Raw genomic sequence first — 24,725 nt, 5'->3', positions numbered from 1 at the left:
TCATGTCCTTGGCTTCCTACTTGCTGGATTCCGCGCGCTTTTTCACCACGATGTTCACAACCGTGGCCAGCAGCAGCATCAGGCCCAGGAAGAACTTGAACCAGTCCGGGTTCCAATCGGCGTAGACGATGCCCTTATTGGCCATGCCGAAGATGAAGGCGCCGATGGCGCCACCGATGGCTGAACCATAGCCACCGGTGAGCAGGCAGCCGCCGATCACCGCGGCAATAATGTAGAGGAATTCGTTGCCGATTCCTTCACCTGACTGCACTGCGTCGAAGGCGAACAGGTTGTGCATGCCCAAGACCCAGCCGCAGAAGCCGACGGCCATGAACAGGCCAATCTTGGTGCGAACTACCGGAACACCGACGGCACGAGCGGCCTTTTCATCGCCGCCGATGGCGAAGATCCAGTTCCCGACTTTGGTGCGGAGCAAGATCCACGAGGCCACGATAACCAGGGCGATCCAGATAAAGACAGTCACCTTCACATCGATTCCGGCAATATTCACCGACGAAGCGAAGACTGCCTTGGCACTCTGGAAACCGTCCATGTCCGCAATGGAAGGCGAGGAGACCGAGCCGCCAATGGCTCGGGTCAGGCCCAAGTTCAGACCGGTAAGCATCAGGAAGCTGGCCAGAGTCACGATGAAGGATGGCAACTTGGTCTTGATCAAGATGATTCCGTTGATGAATCCGATCAGCAACGAAACGAGCAACGCCAAGACAACACCGACCCAGACATTCATGCCAAAATACCAGGAAATCAGCGAGGCGCTCAGGGCCGAGGAGATCACCGCGACACCAGTGGACAGGTCGAATTCGCCACCGATCATCAGCAATGACACGCCCACTGCCATGATTCCGATGGTTGACGCGCCATACAGAACAGTGGCCAGGGAGGCCGGGGACAAGAAGACCGGGGCGACGATGGCAAAGAAGACGAACAGTGCCACGGCGCCTACAAGGGCGCCGATCTCTGGGCGGCCAAGGAGAATGGACAGCGTGCTTTTCTTGCCGACTCGCTCGTCTTGTTCAGCGGCGCTTTTCTTTTGCGAGGGTGAGGCTGTTAGTGATGACATGAGTTTTCCTCCGTGTCCAAAATGCGTGCCTGCAGGTTGCAGCAACCTGCAGGACACGCGCTGGGGACGTGGCTAGCGGACGCCTTCTTCGGCGAAACTGGTGATTTTCTCTGCCACGGCCTTATCGACAATGGCAGGGCCGGTCAACGTTGCCTGTCCGCCGCCAATAGTGAATCCGCCACGGTAGTTCTGCCACAGGGCATCAACCGCCATGTAGCCCTGCAACCATGGCTGCTGGTCCACGGTGAACAGCACGTTGCCCTTGGTGATTTCCTGGACAAGCTGGGCGTTCATGTCGAAGGATGCGACTTCAACCTTCGAATTGGCCGTCGCCTTGGCTTTGAGCAGGGTCATGGTGAAAGGAGCGCCCAAGCCGATGATGGCATCAGCCTGCTTGTCGGATTGGAGCTTGGCCGTGGCAGTGGATTCAACCTGCGTCATATCGGTGCCTTGGACGTAGAGCACCTCGGTGTCTGGGACGACCTTCTTCACACCGGCGCAGCGGGCTTCAAGGCCAACGTGTCCTTGTTCCTGGATCACGCAGATAGGCTTCTTGAGACCGGCTTCCTTGAGCTTTTCACCGGCCGCTTCGCCGGCGAGCTGCTCATTGGATCCGAAGTGGGCGAAGACGCCTAGGTCTTTGAACCGGTCTTCACCGGCATTCAGGCTGACGATGGGGATCCCGGCGTCGGTGGCCTTTTTCAGCGCGCCCTTCATGGCATCCGGCTTGGCCAGGGTTACTGCAATGCCGTCTACTCCCTGGTCAATCGCCTGCTCGATGAGCTGGGACTGGCGTCCGCCATCGGGGTCGCTGAGGTACTGAAGTTCAACATTGTCCTTGGCAGCTGCCTCTTCGGCTCCCTTGCGGATAATGTCCCAGAAAGTATCGCCGGGTGCGGCGTGGGTGATGACTGCAACTTTGATGCGTTCGGTGGTTGCTACGGAGCCACCGCCACCGTTGGCCTCAGGTTCTGGTGCCCGCCCTCCAGTGGACGAGCAGGCCGCCAAGCCCAGAGCCGGGACGATGGCCAGTGTTATTGCGAGTTTGCGCCAAGTTGGCTTTCCCATTATTTTCCCCTTCAGGAATCCGCCGGCACACCCCGATACTCCCCAGGAGCGAGCCGAATGATCTAGTTATCGTGACCTGAATCACAAGATGTCTAAAGTGTGCGTCACGGAAGGCAATCCGTCAAGACTTTGTAAAGACATAAGGATGTGAAGACGAGGAGTCGGATTCTCGCAATAGGTGGAAGATCCACCGAACCCTCATAGGGATCGCGGGGGCACTTCGGATGATGCGCGCACGATGAGCCGTGGCAAAATCTTTATTTGACGTGCGAATTTTCCTTCTGGGTTGCGCATTAAATGAAGCAGGAGCCGCGCGCTTCCGCGGCCCAGATCCTGGGAATCAGAGTCGACACTGGTCAACGAGATCCTCCCCAAAGATGACAAGGAAATATTGTCGTAACCCGTCACCGCAGCGCTGGCCCCGACCTCGTCCAGGGCCTGCATCGCTCCGAAGGCGCACAGGTCGTTGAAGCAGGCCAGCGCTTGTGGCCGCTTACCGGATGCCAGCAACTGAGCCACGGCCTCATATCCGGCTTGAAGGCTTGGGCCAGCTTCCACCACCTGCACCTGCTCGCGCAGGCCGTGCCGCTGCATGGCCCGGTGATAAGCGGCTTCACGCAGTGCGGCCACTGGACCAGAACCACCTGATATATGGGTAATTTGCGCATTGCCGCCACTGACCAGATGGTCGATCACCAAACCAAACCCCTGCTCGTCATCAATGGACGCTACTGCGGTATTCGCTTGCGGCTCACGCCCGCTGCCAACGAATACCGCGGGGGTCTCACCCAGCGCAGATTCAAAGCTGGCCGCGTCATCAGCTGAGCCCACGACCAGGATCCCGCTGACCCGCAGATCACGCAGGGCTTGCAGCTCCGCCGTGCCGATGCCCTGTCCATCATGGATGGCCGCGGCACTGAACAGCACGTCGAACCCTGCCGCTTGCAGCTGCTCGCGCACCACCTCGGCAACTTCGAGCACCCACGGATTGTGCAGTTCGCCCAAGACCACGCCAATCGCGTGGCGGTTCTCCGCCACCAAGGATCGGGCCGCCAAGTTGGGCTGGTAGCCGAGCTCTCGGATTGAATCCTCGACCCGCGAACGCCGCAGCGAACTGACCTTGCCGGGATCCGAGAGCACCAAGGAAACGAGGGACTTGGAGACCCCCGCGTGCTTGGCTACATCGCGGATAGTGGGGCGGCGATTTGGCATCGGCAACATGGCAGTCAGTATTGCATCTTCTGGCCCTGGGTTGGCTTGCCTGTTTGCTGCCAGTCTCCGGTGGCCGCGGATTTTTCGGCGGCTTCGACGAGGGCGGCAGCGGCCACCGCGTCAGCGATGGTGGAGTTGGTTTTCTCGCCCCCGCAAACGGCCAGCAGGAATTTTTTGGCTTCGATGATTTTAAGGTCGTCGAAACCCATGGCATTGCCCGGCCCGGGCTGGAAGCGCGAGTACTCCCCATGCCTTGGTGAGCCAATCACCGTGGTGAACCCTTGTTCTTCGTTATTCCGGCCAAGGACTACTTCGAGTTCGTTCAGGCGCTCGTAATCCCACTTGACCGAGCCTTCGGTGCCATAGATTTCCAAGCGATAGCCGCATTGCGGGCCGATGGCTACACGCGAAGCCTCGATGGTTCCGATGGCGCGCTGGGCGAGGCCCCTTGGGCTGAACCGAACCAGCGCCGCAGCGTAGTCCTCGTTTTCCACCTCGCCCATTTCGCCACCCTCAATCAGATCAAAATGCGTTCCCTGGCCCATGGACAGCTTGGGCCTGGCGGGAATCATGACATTGGTTGCAGCACAGACACTCTGGATGGGACCCACCACGTGGCTGCAGAGGTCTACGGCATGGCTGAACAGGTCGGCAAGCACGCCGCTGCCCGCGAGTTCCCGGTTGAAGCGCCAGGACAGAGCTGCCCGCGGATCAGCGGCATAGCCAGCAAGAAAACTGGCACGCACGTTGGTGATTTCTCCCAACCGGCCATCGCCAACCAGTTGTCGAGCTCGTTCTATGGCCGGCGCATGGCGGTAGTTGAATCCGACAGAGGTCTCGACCCCATTGCAGGCCACGGCCCGCTCGATGGACTGCGTTTCTGCCAGGCTGCGGCCGGCAGGCTTTTCGATCCAGAAGTGCTTTCCGGCTTCAGCCGCGGCAATCGCCATCTCGGCGTGCAGGAAGTTGGGCGCGCAGATGGAGACGACATCAACCTCGGGATCCGCAAGGACTTCATGGTAGTCCAGGGTTCCGCGTTCAAAGCCCAGGGTGGAAATCGCGTAGTCCACCCGGGACTGCTCGGTGTCCGCGGCGACAACCAGTCGCGGCTTGATTCCCAGCTCCGGATAAACGTAGGGCACGGAACTATACGCGCGGGCATGCAGCTTGCCCATCCATCCCACTGAAATCAGCCCAACTCCAACGGTGCGCTGTTGATTCATGATGCTCTCCCTGTCTGCGGCGATGCGGGCCGCGTGCCCTTCTCGGCTCTCCGGATCCCCAATTGTTGGACCGTTCCAAAAAACCCTATGCGCCTCCCGGACCTGCAGGCAATGAATTTCGTTCGATTTTTTGTCAGGACAATTGGACAAGGTGACGTTTCCGTCCAAACTCCCTAGTAAAACAGGGATTATCAACCGCATCGGAGCGGCTGCACGCGGCCTATCCGACAACGCCCACAGCGGCCAACTGCTCTGGATCACGCTGATTTTCACACAGGGGATGCCCAAAGCGTCAACTTTCCTATATAGTTTGTCCTGTCAAAGCGACATATGACTACGAAGTCGCCGGCAAGGAGCAATTGTGAGCACACCACTGAGCATCAAGATCGACAGATCTTCACCGATCCCCCTCTACCACCAGGTAGTGCAAGGCATCGAAGGCGCCATCCGCGACGGTTCTCTCGCTTCGGGCACCCGGCTGGAAAACGAAATCGAGCTGGCCCAGCGACTGCGGCTATCCCGCCCCACCATCCGCAAGGCCATGGATGATCTCGTCCAGTCGGGGCTCTTGGTGCGCAAGCGCGGGGTGGGCACGCAGGTCGTGTCCAGCCAAATCCGCCGGCACCTTGAACTCTCCAGCCTGAACGACGACCTTGAGCGTGCCGGAAAGAAGCCCTCCACTACGCTGCTCAGCTTCGAGCACATTCCAGCTCCGTCGGAAATCCAGGAACTTCTCTCGTTGCCCAATGGCGTTTCGGTCTACCACTTCACCCGTCTGCGTTCTGCCGGCGGCAGCCCGCTGGCGCTGATGGAGAACTGGGTGCGCGACGACATTGTCGAGCTCGATGAAAAGTCCTTGCGCGCCCATGGCCTCTACGAGCTCTTGCGCGACGCGGGCGTCAATTTCCGGCTCGCACAGCAGCGCATCGGTGCAACCATCGCCGATGACGCCCAGGCGCACGCCCTTGATACCAGCGCGGGTTCGGCCCTGGTCACCATGCAGCGCACCGCTGTCGATGACACCGGTCGCAATGTTGAGACGGGGTCTCACGTCTACCGCGCTGACGCGTACAGCTTTGAAATGACCTTGGTGCAGCGCTAGCAACGCGAGGCACCGGGCACCGCCGTCGAAAGGAATGAAAATGACCGACTGGATCTACCCTGCTGGTTCCGCCAGCGACGGGGATTGGAGCATCTCGCTCGGTGCCCATGACTCCGCCCTCGCGGTGGACGGCTGGGCCCATACCGGGCTCAAGGTGACCGCTTTGGCTCCCGGGCAATTGATCCAGCTGGATGCCGCGGCCGAAGAACGAATTGTCGTACCGCTCTCCGGCGCCTCCTTCACGGTCAGCGTGGACGGCGAGGAGCACGAGCTCGCCGGTCGCGCATCGGTGTTCAACGGTCCGGCTGATGTCCTGTACACGGGCATCAATAAGGCCATAACCATCACCGCCGAGCAGGGTGGCCGCGTTGCACTCGCCCTGGCTCCGGCCAAGCAGTCCTATCCGACGCGCCTGATCAAGGCCGGGGATACCCCGGTTGAACTGCGCGGCGCGGGCAACTGCTCGCGCCAGGTTCACAACTTCGGCACCCCGGCCGCGCTGGAAGCCGACCGTTTCATCGTCTGCGAAGTGATCACCCCGGCCGGCAACTGGTCTTCCTATCCTCCGCACAAGCATGATGAGGAGAAAGAGGGCGAAACAAGCCTCGAGGAGATCTACTACTTCGAGACCCAGCTGGCCCGCGATATGCCATCCCCGCAGGACACCGACCCGATTGGCTACGCCCGGGTCTATGCCTCGGACGAGCGTCCTATCGACGTTAATGCAGAGGTGCGCACCGGGGACGTCGTCCTGGTTCCCTATGGCTGGCATGGTCCGGCCATGGCGGCGCCGGGCTATGACCTCTACTACCTGAATGTCATGGCTGGAGCAGGGCGGGTGCGCGATTGGCTGATCAGCGATGACCCGCACCACGGCTGGATCCGCCAGACCTGGGATGCGCAGAGCATGGATCCGCGCTTGCCGTTTGGGCCCTCGGCCTAGTCCACGATGGCACAAAGCGAAGCGGTGGCAACAGGAATTCCTGTTGCCACCGCTTCGCTTTATCGGTTTCTGCCCGCTAGCTGGGCCAGTGGTTCGAAAGCGTCGGCAAAGGCCGCGATGGCGCCTTGCGAATCCGCGCTGGCATAGGCTTCCATGCCAACGGGACCCGAGTAACCGAGCTGGGCCAGCGCCTGGGCTACTGCGCGATAATTGATCTCGCCGGTTCCCGGCTCGCAACGGCCCGGAACGTCAGCCACCTGGATTTCTCCGATATGCGGCAATGCCGCACGCACCAGCTCGATCAGGTTCCCCTCGCCAATCTGCGCATGGTAGAGATCAAGCATCATTTTCACGTTGGGGTGGTCAACCGCCTTGACCAGAGCCAGCGTGTCCTTCGCCCGGCCCAGCGGGATGCCCGGATGGTCAAGAATCGTATTCAGGTTCTCCAGCATGAACGTCACCTCATGCTCTTCGCCCAGACGCCCCAGTTCTTCCAAGGTCCTTGCGGCGGTCAGCCACATTTGGCCGGTGGCCCTGAAACGCGGGGTGGCGGCCTGGCCGTCAATGAGCTGCGCAGGATGCACTACCAGGCGGCTGATGCCCAGCTCCTTGGCCGCGGGAATCAATTCCCTGGCCGTGCGCACTACTTCATGCGCGCTGTCTGCATCGCACAGGCTGCCTTCGCTGTAGCCGGTCATGGAGCCGAAGCTCGCGTCCGTGGCCGCGAGCGCTGAAAGGTCCTTGTCCCGGATGTCCCATAGCTCGATTTCGAATCCGGCCTGGTCCAGCTTCTTGACCCGGTCGATCAGCGGAAGATCCAGGAAGACCATCTCGGCGCAGACCGCTAGTTGCGTGCTCATGCGTTGACCGCGAGTCGAGTTGCCGACTCCAGCTTGACCGGGAGGCCGGTTTCGGAGGATTCCAGGGCGGCCAGTGCCACGCGCAGGGCCGCACGCGCATCGGCACCGGTCGGCACAGCCAGCGCCGCGTCGGCGGTGCCTTCGCGCAAGCCGCGGATCTTGCGGGTGAAGATCGAAAGCTGATCGCGGTAGGCCTGGGCGAACAGTTCGATGTTCAGGCGTTCGGTCGGCGCATGCGCCCCCTGCGCGTCGAAGCTGGAAGCTGCCAGCTGCACCGGGTTGCCGGCCTGGACCATGCCCTTGGAGCCGAATACCTCTCCGCGCACGTCATAGCCGTAGCTGGCCGAGAAGTTCGCCTCGGCCACCGCGATCGCCCCATTGGAGTAGCGCATGGTGACCACCGCGGTATCCAGCAATCCTGTCTCACGGTGCTCTGGCGCGACCAAGGCATCCGCCATGACGTGCACTTCTACAACCTCGGACCCCGGGTTCAGCCAGTTCAAGGTGTCAAAGTCGTGGATCAGCGTCTCAGTGAAGATCACGTGGGAGCGGATCTTTCCGGCATTGGGCAATCCGCCGGCCACTTCCGGGTCGCGGGTCAGCGAACGCAAGAGTTGCGGGGTGCCGATAGCCCCGGAATCAACCTGTTCTGCGACGGTCGCAAAGTCCTGTGAGAAGCGTCGGTTGAAGCCAATCTGCAGGAGAACATCTGCATCCTCGACCGCCTGTAGCGCGTTATCAAGGTCAGCCAACGCGTGGGCCGCCGGCTTCTCGCAGAAAATGTGTTTGCCGGCCGCGGCAGCCTGGGCGATCAGGCCTGCGTGGAAAATTGACGGCGCACCGATGACTACGGCATCCACGGTTTCGTCATCGAAGATATCGGCGATGTCTTCGGTGTAGTTGGTGCAGCCGAGTTCCGCGGCTAGCTCGGCTGCGCGCCCTGGCGCGGGATCAGCGACAACATGCAGCTGCGCATCGGGCAAGTATTGCGCCACGGTACGGGCGTGGAATGCGCCGATCCAGCCGGTGCCGATGACGGCAATCCGCAATGGCTGGGCTGCGGATTCTGGCAATGACTGGTAAGCCATGAGGATTCTCCTAGAACGTTCTAGATATATTGTTCAGGAAAATCATGGCACACTGGATAGCAAGTGTCTATAACGTTCTAGAAGAAAGTTTGGCCAATGTCCTCAAACTCCGCGCGGCCACCGGCAAAACGCCCCACTCTCGCCGATGTCGCCCGCGCCTCTGGGGTTTCCGTTGCATTGGCGTCCATCGTGCTGCGGGAGGCCGAAGGGGCGAGCGAAGAGTCCCGGGCGCGGGTCAAGCAAGCTGCTGCGGATTTGGGCTACCGCCCTGATTCGCGCGCTCGCTCATTGCGCAGCAGCCGCAGCAGAACCCTGGGACTGGCCCTGGCGCTCGGCGAACCGCTGCATGCTGAACTGGCAGATGCCTTGTACGCCGAGGCCGATGCCAACGGCTTCGAAATTATTTTGGGCGCCACAGGCAAGCACCGGGATGAGCGCCGGGTGCTCAATACCCTCATTGACGCTGGCGTCGAGGCAGTGATCGGCGTCTTCCCTGACTTGCCGGCCACCCAACTGGCTCAGGCAGCCAGGCAGCTTCCGGTCATCAGCTTGCTGCGCAAGACCAAGGCAGTGCCCTCGATCACCACCGACGAGGCCGCGGGCATTGAGCAGCTTGTCAGCCACTTGGCCAGGCTTGGGCACGAACGGATGCTGCATCTGGATGGCGGGACTGCCGTCTCGGCGCAACAGCGCCGCGAAGCCTTCCTGGCCTCGGTTGAATGCACCAAGGCTTCTGGCCAGGTTCTCCACGCAAGTGCCGATGAGGCCGCGACCTTCAAGGCCCTCCAGAACTACTTCGAGGCAACGCCTCCAGGCGAGCGCGCCACTGCAATTCTAGCCTTTAACGACCGCGCCGCTCTGGGCGCCCGGCAGGCGATCGACCTCGCTGGCATAAGAGTTCCCGAGCAGATCAGCTTGACTGGCTACGACGACAGCGAGTTTTCAAGGCTGGCGCATGCAGATTTGACCAGTGTTCGCCAGGATGTCGCGGCGTTGGCGAAGGCGGCGATGCAGGCGGCCCTGAATTCGCCTGGCGAGTCGAGCACACACGCACCGAAACTCGTAGTGCGCGGCAGTACCGGCAGGCACACCGCTTAACGGGACCCGGCCCCACCACATGGTGGGGCCGGCTCTCTTGGTTGGTGCCGGGATTTTGGATTAGGCGCCGGCCGAAGCCTTGACCTGGTAGATGGCTCCAGTGGAAACATCCTCTTCGAGGGCTTCAAGGGACCGGCCGCGGGTTTCGGGAACCTGGGTTGCGACAAAGATCAGGGCCAGCACGCCGATTCCAGCGAAGATGAAGAAGCATCCGGTGATGCCGACCCCGGAGACCAGGGATGGGAAGAACAGCGCCAGCACGCCATTGGTTCCCCAGCCAAAGAACACCGAGATGCCGATGCCCAGCCCACGCATATGCAAGGGGAAGATTTCTGCCAGCCAGACCCACACGGCAACATTGAGGAAGGTCTGCATGGACATCACGAAGGCGACCACGAGAACCATGATGACAACGGGGCGGATCGGGCTGCCCGCAGGCAAAAGCATGCCGGCGAAGGCCACCAGCATGTGGCAGATGGTGGTCAGCGACAAGCCGATCAAGAAAGTCTTGCGGCGATCCATGCGGTCCATATTGCGCAGCGCGATAATGCCGCCGATGACCGCAACGACGCCAAAGGCGATATTGGCCAAGACCGCTTGCTGCTCGGACATCCCCGACTCTTCGAGCACTCTCGTTCCGTAGTACATGATCGAGTTGATGCCGGTGAGCTGCTGGGTCATGGAGACACCGATGCCGATGGCGATAATGCGCAACAACCATTTGTTGGTCAAAATGGCCTTGATGCCTACCGGCTTGTTGTTCCGCTTTTCCTCTTCGGCCACGATTTCAATCTCATGGACTTCAGCCAGTGCGCGTTCGGCCGAACGCACGGTTTTGAGTATGCGCAGCGCTTCCGCGTAACGGCGCTTTTCCACGAGCCAGCGAGGGGATTCGGGCATGCGCAGCATGCCGAAGAACAAGGCCAGGGCCGGCAGGGCGCAAATGGCGAACATGATGCGCCAGACGCCGTCCACGCTTCCGCCCAATACGGTGCCGATGATGGCATTCATGACGAACGCTGCCAACTGGCCGGAAACGATGGCCAGCTCATTGCGCCCGGTGATGGATCCGCGGTTCTCATACGGGGCCAATTCGGCCAGGTAGACCGGCACTACGGTCGATGCTCCGCCGACGGCGAGTCCGAGCATGATGCGTCCGGCGACCAGGACAGAGAAGCCCGATGGTGAGAAGGTTCCTGGTTCTGGGCCCGCTGGGGAGAAGACTACGAGCAGGGTACCGACGAAGAACAGGACGGCAAGCATGATGATGGTTTTGCGCCGGCCCCACGCATCTGAGATCTGCCCGCCGACCAGTGCTCCAATGGCAGCGGCGAAGACCAGGGAGCTGATCACCACCCCGACCTGCAGGAGATTCAGGCCAAGTTCGGCGGCCATCGGCCCCTCTGCGCCGTTGGCGACTCCGGTGTCGTAGCCGAAGAGCAGCCCTCCGAAGCAAGCGATGATGGAAATCAAACCGAGACGCTTGGAATGCGGTCCCGCAGTCAGTGGCGGGAGACTCGGTTTGGCAGAGAGATTCTGCGCACTGGACATGGGAACTCCTTTGGTTTGCCCGGGTGAAAGCTTTGCTGGCCTTCGGCCATCCATCGGATCTTCTGCGATCCGGCTTCTCTCACACGGTGCGGCGGGGTGCTGCTTCGCATCATCCTGACCCTGCCACATAAACTGAAAGTGATTGGCTTCACAGCCTCTATGTAAGGACAATACGTCATCAGTGTTGCCCGATCAAGAGTTGTGGGCTATTTTGTCCTGACAAATACCGCTTCAACGCCCGGGCCGAGAATCGGCACGGCCCTGCCCGCGGCTCCTTCAATGCTCTCGCCACCCGAGTCATCACCGTAATGCAGCGGATTGGACGGGGTAGGCAAGGCCTCGATGAGCGCTCCCCGCAAAGTCCGCCAGAAGCAGGCCGAGGCCGGAACCACTGACTGGTTCCGGCCTCGGACACCTCCTGTCATGGCTGTCTTATACCTGGGCAGGCTTCCAATCCGGTTCACCCTGCAGGGCCACTCTGCGCAGCAGCCCGGCCGCACGGCGAACTCCTTCTTCCGAATTGACCAGCACGTCCTCGTGCTCGATATTGAGCGTGCCGTCATAGCCGGCAGCGCGCAGCTCATAGACAAAATCAGCCCAGAAGGCTTCGCCTGCCGGGTGCCCCAAACCCAGGGTCACATAGTTCCAGGCCCGCTGCTGCCACTGCGTCATGGCGGTGCCATCGGGCAAGCCATTCGCGGCTACAAGCGGTGCGTTCAATCGCACGTCCTTGGCATGCACGTGCATGATGGTGCCAGCCAAGGCACGGATCACGCTAGGGATATCCGCCCCCATCGCCATCAGGTGCGAAGGATCCAGGTTGATGCCAACCCAGTCGCTGGCCACCGAATCGATCAGCCGCTTGGCGGTCGCCGCGTTGTACACCAGCTGCGTAAAGCAGGGTTCGATCGCCAGCTTGACGCGGTGTTCCTGGGCGAAACCAGCAAGCTCCCGCCAATAGGGAAGGGCCACTTGCTCCCACTGGTGCTCCAGGATCGCCAGGTTTTCCGGCGGCCACGAGCTGGTCACCCAGTTCGGAGTGCTGTCCCCCGCGGCTCCGGGCAATCCTGACATGCACACGACCATGGGGACGTCCATGAGCCGGGCCAAGCGGATCGTCTTGCGCAGCACCAAGTCCTGTTCAGGTCCCGATACCGGATGCAATTGGTTTCCATTGGCGTTCAGCGCGCTGATGCGCAGCCCGGCCTGGGCAATCTTGCCCAGGTAGGCCAGGCGCTCCGCTTCGCTGTCCAGCAGGGCATCAAGGTCCAGGTGCGGGGCCTCGGACCAATTGCCCGTAGGCAATTCGATGGAACTCAGACCCAGGTCGGCGGCAATGCCCAGGACCTCGTCGAAGCTTCGCGATGACAGCGAATCGGTGATCAGACCGATTTCCATGGCTGATTCCTTCCTTAAAAGATCGCTGCCCGGCCCATTGCGGGCCGGGCAGCTGTGCTTGCGCCTAGACGCGTGCGGCCTGGGCTGCAGCCACGCGGCTGCGCATCTGCTCCAGCTGGTACTTCGAGACCTCAATGGCGTTCTCGTTCTCCGCAAAGACGCTCGAGACCATCACGCTCTCCGCTCGGTCGGTGAAGCCATTGGCCACCAGGCCGGAGAAGAACTCATCCCAGTTCACATCGCCGTCGCCAACCTTCAGGTGCTGGTGCACCCGCACTGGATTGCCCGGAGGGTTGGTGATGTAGCGCAGCCCATGCGAGGCATGGTGGTTCATGGTGTCAGCCACGTGGACCACGCGAAGCCGCTCCCCTACCGTCTGCATGATCTCCAACGGCGCATCCTTCATGTGGAATGAATGCGAGGCGACATACACGAAGGACAGATTCGGCGAATTCACTCCGCGGATCACCCGCCAGGCGGCCAGGCCCTCTTCCACAAAGTCATCCGGGTGCGGGTCGATGGCCACGTTGATGCCCTCGCGCTCGATGATCGGCACCAGTTCTTCCATGGACCGGTAGAACGCGGCCTCGGATTCCTCGGCACGCTCCGGGCGCCCGGAGAACTCCGTATTCATCTGGGTCACCCCCAGGTCCACGGCAATCTGGATGGCGCGCTTCCAATAGCGCACCGCTGCCTGGCGCAGGTTCTCATCGGGCGAGGACCAGCGCAGCACCGGAAGCACCGAGGCGATGCCCACGCCAGCGCCCTTGCACTCGGCGGCCAGCTTGGCGACCAGGTCGTCATCGGCCTTCGGGTGGGTGAAGAACGGAATGATGTCCGCATGCGGAGTCAGCTGGATGTAGTCGTAGCCCAGCTCTGCGGCCAGCTTCGGGAACTCCAGCACCGAGTGGGTGGAATGGAATGGCGTGGGATCCAATGCGTATTTCATGTTGCCCCTAGCTGTAGAGATCCGGCTTGCTGTTCAGCTGCACTTCTACCTTGGCGCCGGTGCGCTGGGCTTCGACGCCCGCTTCGCAGCACGCGGCAGTGGCGTAGCCATCCCATGCGTTCGGCCCGCCAATTTCATCGCGCAGGGCCGCGTCAACCCAGGACTGGATCTCGGTGTCGTAGGCAGCGCCGAAACGTTCTTCGAAACCAGGGGTGACCTTGCCGCCCCACTGGCCTGCGGTGCGCACATAGGGTCCCGCGTCATTGCCGATGGACACGATGCCATCCTCGAAGGATGCCTGGGTGGCCACTTCGTATCCGAACTTAGCATTGACGTAGATTTCCACGTCAGCCAGCACACCCGAGGAGGTTTCCAGCAAGACATGCTGCGGGTCGTGCTGGCCGTTAGGCGCATTGCGCGTGGCCTTGCCCAGGCGCACCTGCACCGAGGTGATTTCCTCGCCGGTGAAGAAGCGGATGGCATCGAATTCGTGCACTACCGAGTCATTGATCAGCATCTGGTTGGTGAACCCCTCAGGGGTGCTCGGGTTGCGGTGCTGGTGGTGCAGCACCAGCAGTTCGCCCAGGCCCTGGTTCTCAATCAGCTGGCGCAGCTGCCGGTATTCGGCGTCAAAGCGGCGCATGAAGCCCACCTGGATGCGCTTGCGGCCCAGCTTCGCCTCGGCCTCGACGATCTCCCAGGATGAGGCGGCATCCGGGGTCAGCGGCTTCTCGCACAACACCGGAATATCTGCTTCAAGCACCTTCAGCAGTGCATCATGATGCAGGAAGCCCGGGGTGGCCAGCAGCACCGCATTCACCTCCCCGCTGGAAAGCGCGGCGTCCAGATCGGTGTAGCCCTTGGCTCCGGGAATGCCGTCGATCGCGGCGTTGACCCGGTCAAGGTCGATGTCGACCACGGCAGCCACTTCGGCTCCGGAGATGCGGTGGTGGATCCGCTGAATGTGGTCGGCGCCCATGCGTCCGGCTCCAACGACGGCGACGCGCAGGATATCTGGCACGATATGTCCTTTCAAGAGTTCTTGGCTAGGTTCAGTCTGGCTTAAACGTGGCTGCGCGAGACGCAGCTGTGCAGGTAGTTGCGCGTGCGCGTGGCAATCGGCAGCGGCACCGAGAAGTCGGCTACCGGGTACATGTCCTGCTCCACGATGCCGAAGATCGGACGTCCCAGCTTCTCGACTTCCTGCAGTACCTCGTTGAGGTCCGGCAGTCCCGCAGGTGGTTCGCACATGACACCGGCGAGGTTGGCCGCGGCCCAGGTCATGTCCTGCTCGCGCACCGTGGCCAGGATGTCCGGGTTGATCTGCTTCAGGTGCAGGTAGCCGATGCGCTCAGGGAAGCGGCGGATCAAATCCACGCTGGATGCCCCGCCGTATTCGGCGTGGCCGGTGTCCAGGCACAGGGTGGTGTACTGCGGGTCAGTGACCTCGAGGAACTTCTCGATGTCGCCCTGGCCGCAGACATGGGAGTCGGCGTGGGAGTGGAACTGCTGCTTGAGGCCGAATTCCTCCTGCAGGATCTTGCCCAGCCGGTCATGGCCCTTGGCCAGCGAGTCCCAGCCGGCAGCATCCAAGGTACCTGGTTCCAGCGCCTGCCCGGTGACGTCGTCGCGCCACATCGCCGGGATCACCACGATGTGCTCGCCGCCCATGGCGGCGGTCAGCTCGGCCACCTTGCGTGCTGGCTCCCATGCTTCCTCCCACGCATTGGCGCTGCCAACGATCCCGCGGTGGAAGGCGGTGAAGACGGTGCCGGCGCAGACGTTCAGGTCGCGGGCGGCCAGCTCATCGGCGAGCTGGGATGGGTCGGTCGGCAGGTACCCGTAGGGGCCCAGCTCGATGGTTTTGTACCCGGCTTCGGCCACCTCGTCGAGGAAGCGCTGCCACGGGGTCTGCTTGGGGTCGTCGGCAAACCATACGCCCCAGGAGTCAGGAGCAGTTCCGATGGTGATGTTCTGTGCCATGATGCGTACCGTTTCTCTGGCTCAAAAGGCTAGTTGGAAGGGAAGTTGAAGGTCGCAGCCGTGCCCTTGGCTGGTTCTGGCCAGCGCTGGGTGATGGCCTTGCCACGGGTGTAGAAGCGCACGCCATCCGGGCCGTAGATGTGGTGCTCGCCGAACAGCGAGTCCTTCCAGCCGCCGAAGGAGTGCCATGCCACCGGAACCGGCAGCGGCACGTTGACCCCGACCATGCCCACCTGGATGCGGCGGGTGTAGGTGCGGGCGTGGGCGCCGGAAGAGGTGAAGATCGCGGTGCCGTTGCCATAGGGGTTGGCGTTGACCACTTCGATGGCCTCTTCCAGGGAATCCACGCGCAGGACCACCAGCACCGGGCCGAAGATCTCCTCGGTGTAGGCGCTCATTTCGCGGCTGACCTTGTCCAGGATGGTCGGGCCGACGAAGAAGCCGTTCTCGTGGTCCTTGACCACCAGGTCGCGTCCGTCGATGACCAGGGCGGCGCCGGCCTGTTCAGCCTCGCCGACGATCTTCTGCAGGCGGGACTTGGAGGCCGGGGTGATGACCGGACCCATGTCCGCCTTCTCATCCAGGCCGTTGGAGACGTTGACCTTGCGGGCGTGGTCAGCGAGCTTGTCCACCAGCGCGTCGGCGGCATCGCCCACGGCGACGGCCACGGAGATGGCCATGCATCGCTGGCCGGCGGAGCCGAAAGCGGCGGCGTTGATGTGGTCGGCGGCCAGGTCCATGTCGGCATCGGGCATGACCACGGCGTGGTTCTTCGCCCCGCCCAGCGCCTGGACGCGCTTGCCGTGCTTGGAGGCCGTTTCGTGCACATACTTGGCGATCGGGGTGGAGCCGACGAAGGAGATGCCGTCGACATCCGGGTGGGTCAGCAGGCCGTCGACAATCTCCTTGCCGCCGTGCAAAACCTGGAAGACGCCGTCGGGCAGGCCAGCCTGCTTGAACAGCTCGGCGATCAGCAGCGAGGCGGAAGGGTCGCGCTCGGATGGCTTGAGGATGAAGGCGTTGCCGGTGGCGATGGCCACCGGGGCCATCCACAGCGGCACCATGACCGGGAAGTTGAATGGGGTGATGCCGGCGACCACGCCCAGCGGCTGGCGGAAGGAGAAGACGTCGATGCCGGTTGAGACCTGGTCGGAGTACTCGCCCTTCAGCGACTGCGAAATGCCGCAGGCGTACTCCACCACTTCGATGCCTCGGCTGATTTCGCCGGCGGCGTCGGAGAGCACCTTGCCGTGCTCGCTGGTCACGATGCGGGCCAGCTCGTCGGTGTGCTCGGTGAGCAGCTGCTGGAAGCGGAAGAGGATCTTGCTGCGCTTGGCGATCGATACTTCGCCCCAGGTTTCTGAGGCGGCCTTGGCCACGGCCACGGCCTGCGCCAGGTCCTCATCGCTGGCCAGGCGCAGCTGGCCGGTGATTTCGCCGGTGGCGGGGTTGTAGACCGGCTGGGTGCCGGTGCCGGTGCCCGCGGAAGGGGCACCGTTGATGAAGTGCAAGATTTCTGCGACGTCGGTGGCGGTGGTAGTCATTGCCGTATTTCCTTTGCTGTTCAAGAGTGTTCTGTTGCCGGCCCTAGCCCAAGAGGGGCTTCTGGCGCGCTTTGTTCTTGGTGTAGTTCTGGTAGGCCGCCGTGGTGCTCTCAAGCTCGGCGACTTCGCTGACCGGGACATCCCACCAGGATTCGCTGGAGGGAGCATCGGCGTAGAGATCGGATTCGATGTGGATCAGGATCGGGCCGGAGCCTTCCGGTGCGGCCTTGGCCGTGGCGATGGCTGCCGACAGGTCCTCGATGGCCTGTGGCCCCGGTGCAATCCGGATGACCTTCACGCCCAGGGATTCGGCGTTGGCGGCCAGGTCGATCGGCAGGGTGGAGCCGTCATCGAAGCTGTGGCTTTCGGCATCCAGGGTGCGGTATTTGGTGCCGAAGCGCTGGGAGCCCAGGGACTCGGAGAGCGCGCCGATGGAGGCGTAGCCATGGTTCTGGATCAGCACGGTGATCAGCTTCAGGCCTTCGGCCACCGCGGTGACCAGCTCGGTGTGCATCATCAGGTAGGATCCGTCGCCCACCATGACCACCACATCGCGGTTCTCCTGGTCACCGCGCTCAGCCTCATCGATGACGGCGCGCTTGATGCCCAGCCCGCCGGCGATCTCATAGCCCATGCAGGAGAATCCGTATTCCACGTGGTAGCCGTAGGGGTCCGAAACCCGCCACATCTTGTGCAGATCCCCAGGCAGCGAACCGGCGGCGCAAACCACCACGTCGCGGGGGTCCATGGCCTGGTTCACCGCGCCGATAATGGCGTTCTGGCTGACCAGGGGGCTCAGGCGCTCGGCAAAAGCCTCGTCCACGGTGGCATCCCAGCGCTGCTTTTCGCTGGCGGCCTGCACCTCAAGGGCACCGTCGACCCGGTAGCCGGTCAGTGCTTCGCGCAGCGCGATCAGCGCCTTGCGGGCATCGGCCACCACCGGCAGCACGGTGCCGTGCTTGTAGGCGTCCAGTGCCGCGACGTTGATGTTCACGAACTTCACTTCCGGGTTCTGGAAGGCGGTGCGGCTTGCGGTGGTGAAGTCCTCGTAGCGGGTGCCAATGCCGATGACCAGGTCCGCCTGCCCGGCCAGCGCGTTGGCGGCGGTGGTTCCGGTGGATCCGATGGCGCCCAGCGAGTACTTGGAATCCCAGGGCAGCACGCCCACGCCGGCCTGGGTATTGCCCACCGGGATGCCGGTGGCCTCGCAGAATTCAGCCAGTTCCCCGGTGGCAAAGGCGTAGAGCACCCCGCCGCCGGCGACGATCAGCGGGCGCTTGGCGGCCCGGATCATCTTGGCTGCTTCGGCAATGTCCTGCGCCTCTGGCTCGGGACGGCGGATCTTCCACTCGCGCTCGGCAAAGAATTCTTCCGGGAAGTCGAAGGCCTCGGCCTGCACGTCCTGGGGCAGGGAAATGGTCACTGCACCGGTTTCTGCAGGGTCGGTGAGTACCCGCAGCCCGTGGTGCAGGGCGCTGGCCAGCTGCTCCGGGCGGGTGACGCGGTCGAAGTACTTGGACAGCGGGCGGAAGGCGTCGTTGACGGTGATGTCATAGCCGTGGGGCATTTCCAGCTGCTGCAGCACCGGGTCCGCGGCACGGGTGGCGAAGGTGTCCGAAGGCAGCAGCAGCACCGGAAGGCGGTTTGCGGTGGCCAGGGCGGCACCGGTGAGCAGGTTGGAGGAGCCAGGGCCGATGGAGGTGGACACCGCGTAGGTGGCCCGGCGGCGGGTATGCCGCGCATAGGCGACGGCCTGGTGCGACTGGGCCTGCTCATTGCGGCCCTGGTAGTACGGCATCAGGCTTGGGTCCTTGGCCTGCCACTGCTTCAGCGCCTGGCCCACGCCGGCGACATTGCCGTGGCCGAAGATGCCGAACATGCCCGGGATCAGCCGTTCGCGGTACTGGGTTCCGCCGATGGAATCCACCGTGTACTGGCGGCCCAGGAATTCCACAACCGCCTGGGCGACGGTCATTGTGCGTGTAGTCATCGAGCTTTGTCCTTCTCAGCTGCGTACTGGTGCGGTGGTGTTCAGAAGCGATGCGGCGGTGGCCACGGCGGCGGCCACGTCCCCGTCCTCGGGGTAGAGCAAGGTCCGTCCCACGGTCAGCCCCTGGACCGAAGGCAAGGCCAGTGCGGCCTGCCAGGAGGCGAAGACCTCATCGGGGTGCCCGGCAGGATCCCCGCCGAGCAGCACCGTGGGCAGGGTGGTGGCTGCCATGACCCGCTCCATTTCCTGGACTACCGGGATCTTCAGCCAGGTATAGGCGCTGGATTCCCCCAGCCCGGCGGCGATGCCCATGGACTTGATCACGGCGTCCGGGCGCAGGTCGTTGACCACCTTGCCCTCGACCCGCTTGGAGATGAAGGGCTCGACCATGGCGACCAGCTGGTGCCGGGCCAAATCGGAGACCGCGTCGGCGGTGGCTTCCAGGGTCTTGACGGTGTCCGGGTCCTCGTAGCTGATCCGGGTCAGCATCTTGCCGCCGTCCGCACCCAGGGCGGCCAGCGCGGCCGCGGTGTGCCCGGTGAAGCGGTCGTCGATCTCGTTGACCAGGCCGGTCAGCCCGCCGCGGTTCATCGAGCCGAAGACCAGCTTGCCTTCCAGCGCACCGAGCAGCAGCAGGTCATCGAGGATATCGGGCGAGGCGAGCACGCCGTCGCAGGCCGGGTTCTGCAAGGCGATCTGCAGGCGGTCCAGCAATTGGCGGCGGTCGGCCATGGCGGTGGCCCGCTTGCCGACCGACAGCGCGCCGCGGGCCGGGTGGTCGGCGGCGATGATGAAGTTCTGGCGCCCCAGTACCGGGCCGGCGTGCTTCCGGCGGGCGTCCGCCGCGCGTTGCACCGATGCCGGATCTTCCAGCCGTTGGCGGGTGATGGATTCGTAGCGGCGGGGATCTTCGCGATCCACGCTCAGCTCGGTTGCCTGTTTCATGGCTGGACCAGGTCTTTCTGGGAGGCGGGGACGGTGCGGCCGCGCTCGGCCAGCAGGGCGTTGACTTCTTGCGGGGTAGGCATTGCGTCGGAGCATGCGACCTTGGAGGCGACGATGGCTCCGGCGGCGTTGGCGTAATCCAGAACCTGTTCCAGCGGCCATCCGGAGAGCAATCCGTGGCAGAAGGCCCCGCCGAAGGAGTCTCCGGCGCCCAGACCGTTGGCGGTCTGCACCGGAACCGGGGCGGAGACCACGCGTTCGGTGCGGGTCTTGGCCATGACGCCTTCGGGGCCGAGCTTGACCACGGCGATCTGCACTCCGGCCTCCAGCAGGCGGTCCGCCTGCTCATCCGGGGTTCCCTCGCCGACCGCGACGGTGCATTCGGTGTCGTTGCCGATGGCGACCGTGGCCGAGGCCAGCGCCTGGGTGACCTGTTCGCGGGCCTGTTCCACCGAGTCCCAGAACATCGGCCGGTAATCCAGATCCAGGATGGTGAACTGCCCTTCAGCCAGCGAGCTGGCCGGGCGGGCCTCATAGGCTGCCAGCTGGGCGCTGCGCGAAGGCTCGCGGCTCAGACCGGTGACGGTGCTCCAGAAAATTTTCGATTTTTTCACTGCGTCGAGATCAATCTCGCTGGTATTGATGTTCCAGTCCGGGGCCATCGGGAATCGGCCGTAGAAGTACAGCGGGAAGTCATCTGGCGGCAGGATGGCGCAGAAGGTGACTGGAGTCTGCAAGCTGGCGTCGCGGGTGACCTGCGAGCGGTCCACGTTGTAGCGGTCCAGTTCGCGTTCCAGAAAAGTGCCGAAGTCGTCGTCGCCGACCTTGGTGATCACTGCCGCTTCGCGTCCATGCTGGGCTGCCGCCACCGCGACGTTGGTGGCAGAGCCGCCGAGGTACTTGCCGAAGGAGGTCACGTCGGCCAGGGATACGCCGATGTCGTTCGGGTAGACATCAACGCTGATGCGTCCGAGGGTGAGTACGTCGTAAGTCACGCAGATCGACGTCCTTTCGAGTCAGGAGTTCAGGGATCGGCCAGCTGCCGACAATGTGAACGGTGCCACAGGAAATACTTTGCACCATGAATCCAGCGCTGTCAAAGGTTTGTACTGACATATTTACAACATGAGTAACATAGTTGGTGCAAAACCCCGGTATTCCGTGGTTTTTACTCCGTTTCGGACGCGGAAAATTAAAAGAATCTCCAGATACTATGTCCTGACTTTATGACTTGAACGAGGACGATGACGAAGCCAAAACCGCCCAGGCCGGCTGTGCGCTCCGGCAAAACGCTAGGCTCTTAACGAGAACTGCAGGTAGAACCCAGGAGGAGCCGTGGCAACAGAACGCCGTCGAGCCACGATCTACGACGTCGCCCAGGCCGCCGGCGTTTCCAAGTCGCTGGTGTCACTGGTGCTGCGCGATTCCCCCAGCGTCTCGGCGCCGCGCCGCGCCGCGGTCCTGGCAGCCATCAGGGAACTGGACTATCGCCCCAGCCAGGCAGCCACCGCACTGGCCGGCGGCACCAGCCAAACGGTTGGAGTGGTCATCGATGACTACACCAACGTCTGGTTTGTGGAACTCTTGCGGGGTCTCCAAGAAGGACTGGCCAGCGCCGGATTGCGCATTGCCGTTTCCGACCGAACGCTGAACGCGCACGTGGAGTCGGATCCGCTGGACGGATTTCTGAGCACCCGGGTCGAGGCGCTGGTGCTGGCCACCGAGCCGACGCCGGCCATGCGCTTTTCTTCCCAGATCCCGGTGATCGTGGCCGGCAATCGCGCCACGCAGGTTTCCGGCGCCGACATTGCCTCCAGCGATGACCGGCTCGGTGCCCGACAGGCCATCGAGCACCTGATCTCCCTGGGCCACCGGAACATCGGCCATATCGGTGGCGGCGGCGGATCCTCGATGCTGCGCCTGGCCGGATACCAGGAGGCGATGAAGGCCTCGGGTCTGGAGGAGCGCATCGTTTCGGTCAGCGAACTGACCAACGAAGACACCGGCTATCGGTGCGCCCAGCGGTTATTGGGCGAGGCTCCCGATACGACGGCCATCCTGGCTGGCAATGATTCGATGGCCATGGGCGCCATGGCGGCGGCGCAAGCAGCGGGCCTTTCGGTTCCCGGGGACTTGTCAATCATCGGCTACGACAATTCGCCGCTCTCCGGCACCCACCTATTGCATCTGACCACCGTGGACAGCCGCAACCACGACCTCGGATTGCACGTGGCCCAGCAGGTTCTTTCCCGGCTCGCCGACCCCGGGCGTGACGCCCAGCGGGTGCTGCTCGAGCCTTTGCTGATCGAGCGCGGCACCTGCGCGGCACCTCGCCGACCCTGATTCTCCCCAGTTCCAAAAGCTTCTTCTGCAGACCCCTTGACCCTGATCTGGAATCAGCTCTACACTTTTTTGGAGCGCTCCAAAATATTCCAGAACACTCTTTCCCAGGAGAACACCGTGACAAAAAGCATCGGCATCGCCGTCATTGGCGCCGGCATGGCGGGACTGTCCCACATCGCCGGCTATCGCACCGCGCCCACGCTGTATGAACCAACCCTGCCTCCACTGCGCTACGTTGCCGTAGCCGATGTGAACACCGAACTGGCGGCAAAGGTCGCCAAGCGATACGGATACGAAAAGGCACTGGGCTCGTGGCAAGAAGTCGCCGCAGACCCTGATATCGACGTGGTCTCAGTTGTCATCGCCAATCGCTTCCACCGTGAAGCGGTGGAAGGGCTGCTGGCCGCCGGCAAGCATGTCCTCTGCGAAAAACCATTGGCCGATACCTTGGAAGAAGCAGAAGCCATGGCGGCAGCTGCGCAAAATGCTCGATCCATCGCCCGTGTAGGGTTCACCTTTCGCCGCGCTCCCGGAATCGCCGCGATTCGCGACCTGATCAACAACGGCACCCTGGGCAAGGTGCTGCATTTTTCGGGCCGCTATTGGACGGACTACGGGCACAGCCCACAGGCGCCGATGAGTTGGCGTTTCAAAGGCGAACCGGGCTCCGGCGCGCTGGCAGACGTTGGCAGCCACCTCGCCTACGTCGCCGAATTCCTGGCCGGCGAGATCACCTCGGTCAGCGGCGGCCAACTCAGAACCAGCATCACCAAACGCTATCTGCCAGCTGGAGCTGTCACCGGACACAACCTGGTGGAACTCAGCGAGCAATCAGAGCCAGTGGAGAATGATGACTACGCGGCCTTCAGTGTCCAGTTCGCCGATGCCGCTGGCAGCCTGGAAGTCTCCCGCGTCGCTGCAGGCCATCCAAACACGCTGACCTTCGAGGTGTTCTGCGAAAGGGGCGCGGCCCGCTTCAACCAGCTGCGCCCGGCCGAAATCGAGATCATGCTCTGCGAAGGGCCCGAGGCCACCAACGGCTACCGCACGGTGAACCTGGGTCCAGAACATGCCTACATCGGCGGCGGATTGCCAATGGACGCCCCAGGTGTCGGCTTCGGCCAGAACGACGCGTTCAGCTTTCAGGCCCGCGCCTTCCTCGACGAAGTTAGCGGGGTGGAATCGGAGCTTCCAGTCAACGCAACCTTCGATGAAGGCGTGCACAACATGAAAATCCTGCAGGCAGTAGTACAGTCCTCGAACAATGACGGAAAGACGGTCTCCCTATGAAGCTCGGAGTCTACAACGCGATCCTCCACGACCGCCCGCTGCCCGAAGCCCTGACGGTCATTGCTGGCCTCGGGCTCACCGGGATTGAATTGAACACCGGCGGATTCCTTCCGGCGATCCACGTGCCGAATGTCGACCAGATCCTCGAGTCCGATGCGGCGCGCGACGCCTTCCTTGCGCAGTTCGAGGGTACCGGCGTTTCCATCGCCGGGTTGAACTGCAACGGCAATCCGTTGCATCCGAACCGGCAGATCGGTGACAAGCACGCCGAAGACATCCGCCGTTCAATCCGGCTCGCCGCGCGGCTGGGGCAGACCCGCGTGGTCACCATGTCCGGACTGCCCGGCGGCGAGCCGGGCGCCACCCGTCCGAACTGGGTGGTCAACGCCTGGAACTCCGCGGCGTTGGACCAGTTGGACTACCAGTTCGGCGTGGCCGTCGAATTCTGGCGCGAGATCGACGAGCTGGCCCGCGAACACGGGGTCAAGGTCGCCTTGGAGCTGCATCCGCAGAACATTGCTTTCAACCCGGCCAGTTTCCGCGAACTGGTTGAACGCGCCGGCACCAGCAACATCGGCGTGGAGCTTGATGCCTCGCACCTGTTCTGGCAGCAAATGGACCCGGTGGCGGTAGTGCGCGATCTGGGCGAATGGGTGTTTCACGCCGCCGCCAAGGATGTGCGCATCAACCCGAACGCAGCCGTCCAGGGGGTGCTGGATAACAGCTTCCGCCGGTTGCGCGATGACGAGCCGCGCACCAATCTCGGCGGAGATGAGTGGGCCAATGAGTGGCCGAAGAACTCTGCCTGGGACTTCGTAGCCTTGGGCAAGGGGCACGACACCGCATTCTGGACCGAGTTCCTGCGGGCCCTGCACGAGGTGGATCCGCAGATGCTCGTGAACATCGAGCATGAGGATACCGAATTGGGCGCGGTTGAAGGATTGGAAGTAGCGGCCCAGGTGCTGCTCCATGCCGACGCGGCCTTGGCCACATCGCTGGCCACAAACTAGCCAGCTGGCCCAACAATGCGGCAAGCCCGGAATTCACGGCAGTGAAT

Annotated in this window: 22 protein-coding genes; 6 read left to right on the top strand and 16 right to left on the bottom strand. The window is 62.8% G+C overall.

The window, feature by feature from the left end:
• Window positions 1-16: 16 nt before the first annotated feature.
• The 4 genes from ACT7DV_RS06270 to ACT7DV_RS06255 form a co-directional block, all read right to left on the bottom strand.
• Window positions 17-1,081 carry an ABC transporter permease gene (locus ACT7DV_RS06270; RefSeq protein ID WP_444661377.1) on the bottom strand — a complete coding sequence of 355 codons (1,065 nt, stop codon included), beginning with the start codon at window positions 1,079-1,081 and terminating at the stop codon, window positions 17-19.
• Between the two features lie 72 nt (window positions 1,082-1,153).
• Window positions 1,154-2,149, bottom strand: coding sequence for a substrate-binding domain-containing protein (locus tag ACT7DV_RS06265; RefSeq protein ID WP_444661376.1), 996 nt, complete (start codon window positions 2,147-2,149; stop codon window positions 1,154-1,156).
• Window positions 2,150-2,347: 198 nt separating this feature from the next.
• Window positions 2,348-3,370 (bottom strand): LacI family DNA-binding transcriptional regulator, encoded by a 1,023-nt coding sequence (locus tag ACT7DV_RS06260; RefSeq protein WP_444661375.1) that lies wholly within the window; start codon window positions 3,368-3,370, stop codon window positions 2,348-2,350.
• Window positions 3,371-3,375: 5 nt separating this feature from the next.
• A complete protein-coding gene (locus ACT7DV_RS06255) occupies window positions 3,376-4,584 on the bottom strand; it encodes a Gfo/Idh/MocA family protein (RefSeq protein ID WP_444661374.1) in 1,209 nt (402 codons plus the stop codon).
• Window positions 4,585-4,945: 361 nt separating this feature from the next.
• On the opposite strand from ACT7DV_RS06255, the gene ACT7DV_RS06250 reads away from it, so the two are divergent.
• On the top strand, window positions 4,946-5,686 hold the full coding sequence (locus ACT7DV_RS06250; protein ID WP_444661373.1) for a GntR family transcriptional regulator: 741 nt from the start codon (window positions 4,946-4,948) through the stop codon (window positions 5,684-5,686).
• A gap of 40 nt (window positions 5,687-5,726) precedes the next feature.
• Window positions 5,727-6,629, top strand: coding sequence for a 5-deoxy-glucuronate isomerase (gene iolB, locus ACT7DV_RS06245; protein ID WP_444661372.1), 903 nt, complete (start codon window positions 5,727-5,729; stop codon window positions 6,627-6,629).
• Window positions 6,630-6,688: 59 nt separating this feature from the next.
• Here iolB and ACT7DV_RS06240 read toward each other — a convergent pair whose 3' ends face one another.
• Together ACT7DV_RS06240 and ACT7DV_RS06235 are read right to left on the bottom strand one after the other, a co-directional pair.
• Window positions 6,689-7,489: a TIM barrel protein gene (locus ACT7DV_RS06240; RefSeq protein WP_444661371.1), complete on the bottom strand. Its 801-nt coding sequence runs from the start codon at window positions 7,487-7,489 to the stop codon at window positions 6,689-6,691.
• Complete coding sequence (locus ACT7DV_RS06235) at window positions 7,486-8,577, bottom strand: Gfo/Idh/MocA family oxidoreductase (RefSeq protein ID WP_444661370.1); 1,092 nt, start codon at window positions 8,575-8,577, stop codon at window positions 7,486-7,488. Before ACT7DV_RS06235 ends, ACT7DV_RS06240 begins: the two co-directional genes overlap by 4 nt.
• A gap of 96 nt (window positions 8,578-8,673) precedes the next feature.
• Here ACT7DV_RS06235 and ACT7DV_RS06230 point away from each other — a divergent pair, with 96 nt between their 5' ends.
• The gene (locus tag ACT7DV_RS06230) at window positions 8,674-9,675 is read left to right on the top strand and encodes a LacI family DNA-binding transcriptional regulator (protein ID WP_444661369.1); all 1,002 of its coding nucleotides are present in this window, start codon (window positions 8,674-8,676) and stop codon (window positions 9,673-9,675) included.
• Between the two features lie 60 nt (window positions 9,676-9,735).
• Here the strand turns inward: ACT7DV_RS06230 and ACT7DV_RS06225 are convergent, their stop codons facing one another.
• The 10 genes from ACT7DV_RS06225 to iolC form a co-directional block, all read right to left on the bottom strand.
• Window positions 9,736-11,280: a sugar porter family MFS transporter gene (locus tag ACT7DV_RS06225; protein ID WP_444661368.1), complete on the bottom strand. Its 1,545-nt coding sequence runs from the start codon at window positions 11,278-11,280 to the stop codon at window positions 9,736-9,738.
• Between the two features lie 152 nt (window positions 11,281-11,432).
• Window positions 11,433-11,651, bottom strand: coding sequence for a hypothetical protein (locus tag ACT7DV_RS06220; protein WP_444661367.1), 219 nt, complete (start codon window positions 11,649-11,651; stop codon window positions 11,433-11,435).
• A 7-nt stretch (window positions 11,652-11,658) separates the two neighbouring features.
• Entirely contained in the window at window positions 11,659-12,624 is a 966-nt protein-coding gene (locus ACT7DV_RS06215; RefSeq protein WP_444661366.1) for a sugar phosphate isomerase/epimerase family protein, read from the bottom strand.
• 64 nt (window positions 12,625-12,688) lie between these two features.
• On the bottom strand, window positions 12,689-13,573 hold the full coding sequence (locus ACT7DV_RS06210; protein ID WP_444661365.1) for a sugar phosphate isomerase/epimerase family protein: 885 nt from the start codon (window positions 13,571-13,573) through the stop codon (window positions 12,689-12,691).
• Window positions 13,574-13,580: 7 nt separating this feature from the next.
• Window positions 13,581-14,594, bottom strand: a complete 1,014-nt coding sequence (locus ACT7DV_RS06205) for a Gfo/Idh/MocA family protein (protein WP_444661364.1) — start codon at window positions 14,592-14,594, stop codon at window positions 13,581-13,583.
• A 41-nt stretch (window positions 14,595-14,635) separates the two neighbouring features.
• The gene (locus tag ACT7DV_RS06200) at window positions 14,636-15,556 is read right to left on the bottom strand and encodes a sugar phosphate isomerase/epimerase family protein (protein ID WP_444661363.1); all 921 of its coding nucleotides are present in this window, start codon (window positions 15,554-15,556) and stop codon (window positions 14,636-14,638) included.
• 29 nt (window positions 15,557-15,585) lie between these two features.
• Window positions 15,586-17,100 carry a CoA-acylating methylmalonate-semialdehyde dehydrogenase gene (locus tag ACT7DV_RS06195; RefSeq protein ID WP_444661362.1) on the bottom strand — a complete coding sequence of 505 codons (1,515 nt, stop codon included), beginning with the start codon at window positions 17,098-17,100 and terminating at the stop codon, window positions 15,586-15,588.
• 43 nt (window positions 17,101-17,143) lie between these two features.
• Entirely contained in the window at window positions 17,144-19,075 is a 1,932-nt protein-coding gene (gene iolD / locus ACT7DV_RS06190) for a 3D-(3,5/4)-trihydroxycyclohexane-1,2-dione acylhydrolase (decyclizing) (RefSeq protein WP_444664784.1), read from the bottom strand.
• Window positions 19,076-19,105: 30 nt separating this feature from the next.
• A complete protein-coding gene (locus tag ACT7DV_RS06185; protein ID WP_444661361.1) occupies window positions 19,106-20,035 on the bottom strand; it encodes a Cgl0159 family (beta/alpha)8-fold protein in 930 nt (309 codons plus the stop codon).
• Window positions 20,032-21,030: a 5-dehydro-2-deoxygluconokinase gene (iolC, locus tag ACT7DV_RS06180; protein WP_444661360.1), complete on the bottom strand. Its 999-nt coding sequence runs from the start codon at window positions 21,028-21,030 to the stop codon at window positions 20,032-20,034. Before iolC ends, ACT7DV_RS06185 begins: the two co-directional genes overlap by 4 nt.
• A gap of 340 nt (window positions 21,031-21,370) precedes the next feature.
• On the opposite strand from iolC, the gene ACT7DV_RS06175 reads away from it, so the two are divergent.
• From ACT7DV_RS06175 to ACT7DV_RS06165, 3 genes are all read left to right on the top strand, one after another.
• Window positions 21,371-22,378, top strand: coding sequence for a LacI family DNA-binding transcriptional regulator (locus ACT7DV_RS06175; RefSeq protein WP_444661359.1), 1,008 nt, complete (start codon window positions 21,371-21,373; stop codon window positions 22,376-22,378).
• Between the two features lie 117 nt (window positions 22,379-22,495).
• Window positions 22,496-23,668, top strand: coding sequence for a Gfo/Idh/MocA family protein (locus tag ACT7DV_RS06170; RefSeq protein WP_444661358.1), 1,173 nt, complete (start codon window positions 22,496-22,498; stop codon window positions 23,666-23,668).
• Window positions 23,665-24,678 carry a sugar phosphate isomerase/epimerase family protein gene (locus ACT7DV_RS06165; protein WP_444661357.1) on the top strand — a complete coding sequence of 338 codons (1,014 nt, stop codon included), beginning with the start codon at window positions 23,665-23,667 and terminating at the stop codon, window positions 24,676-24,678. The genes ACT7DV_RS06170 and ACT7DV_RS06165 overlap by 4 nt, the downstream gene beginning before the upstream one ends.
• The last annotated feature ends 47 nt before the right edge of the window (window positions 24,679-24,725 follow it).

Source organism: Glutamicibacter sp. TV12E, assembly GCF_052441935.1.
In the GTDB taxonomy this organism is placed as follows: Bacteria; Actinomycetota; Actinomycetes; order Actinomycetales; family Micrococcaceae; genus Glutamicibacter.
Note: the sequence above shows the minus strand (reverse complement) of the source record. Positions and strands in the feature narration are given on the sequence as shown.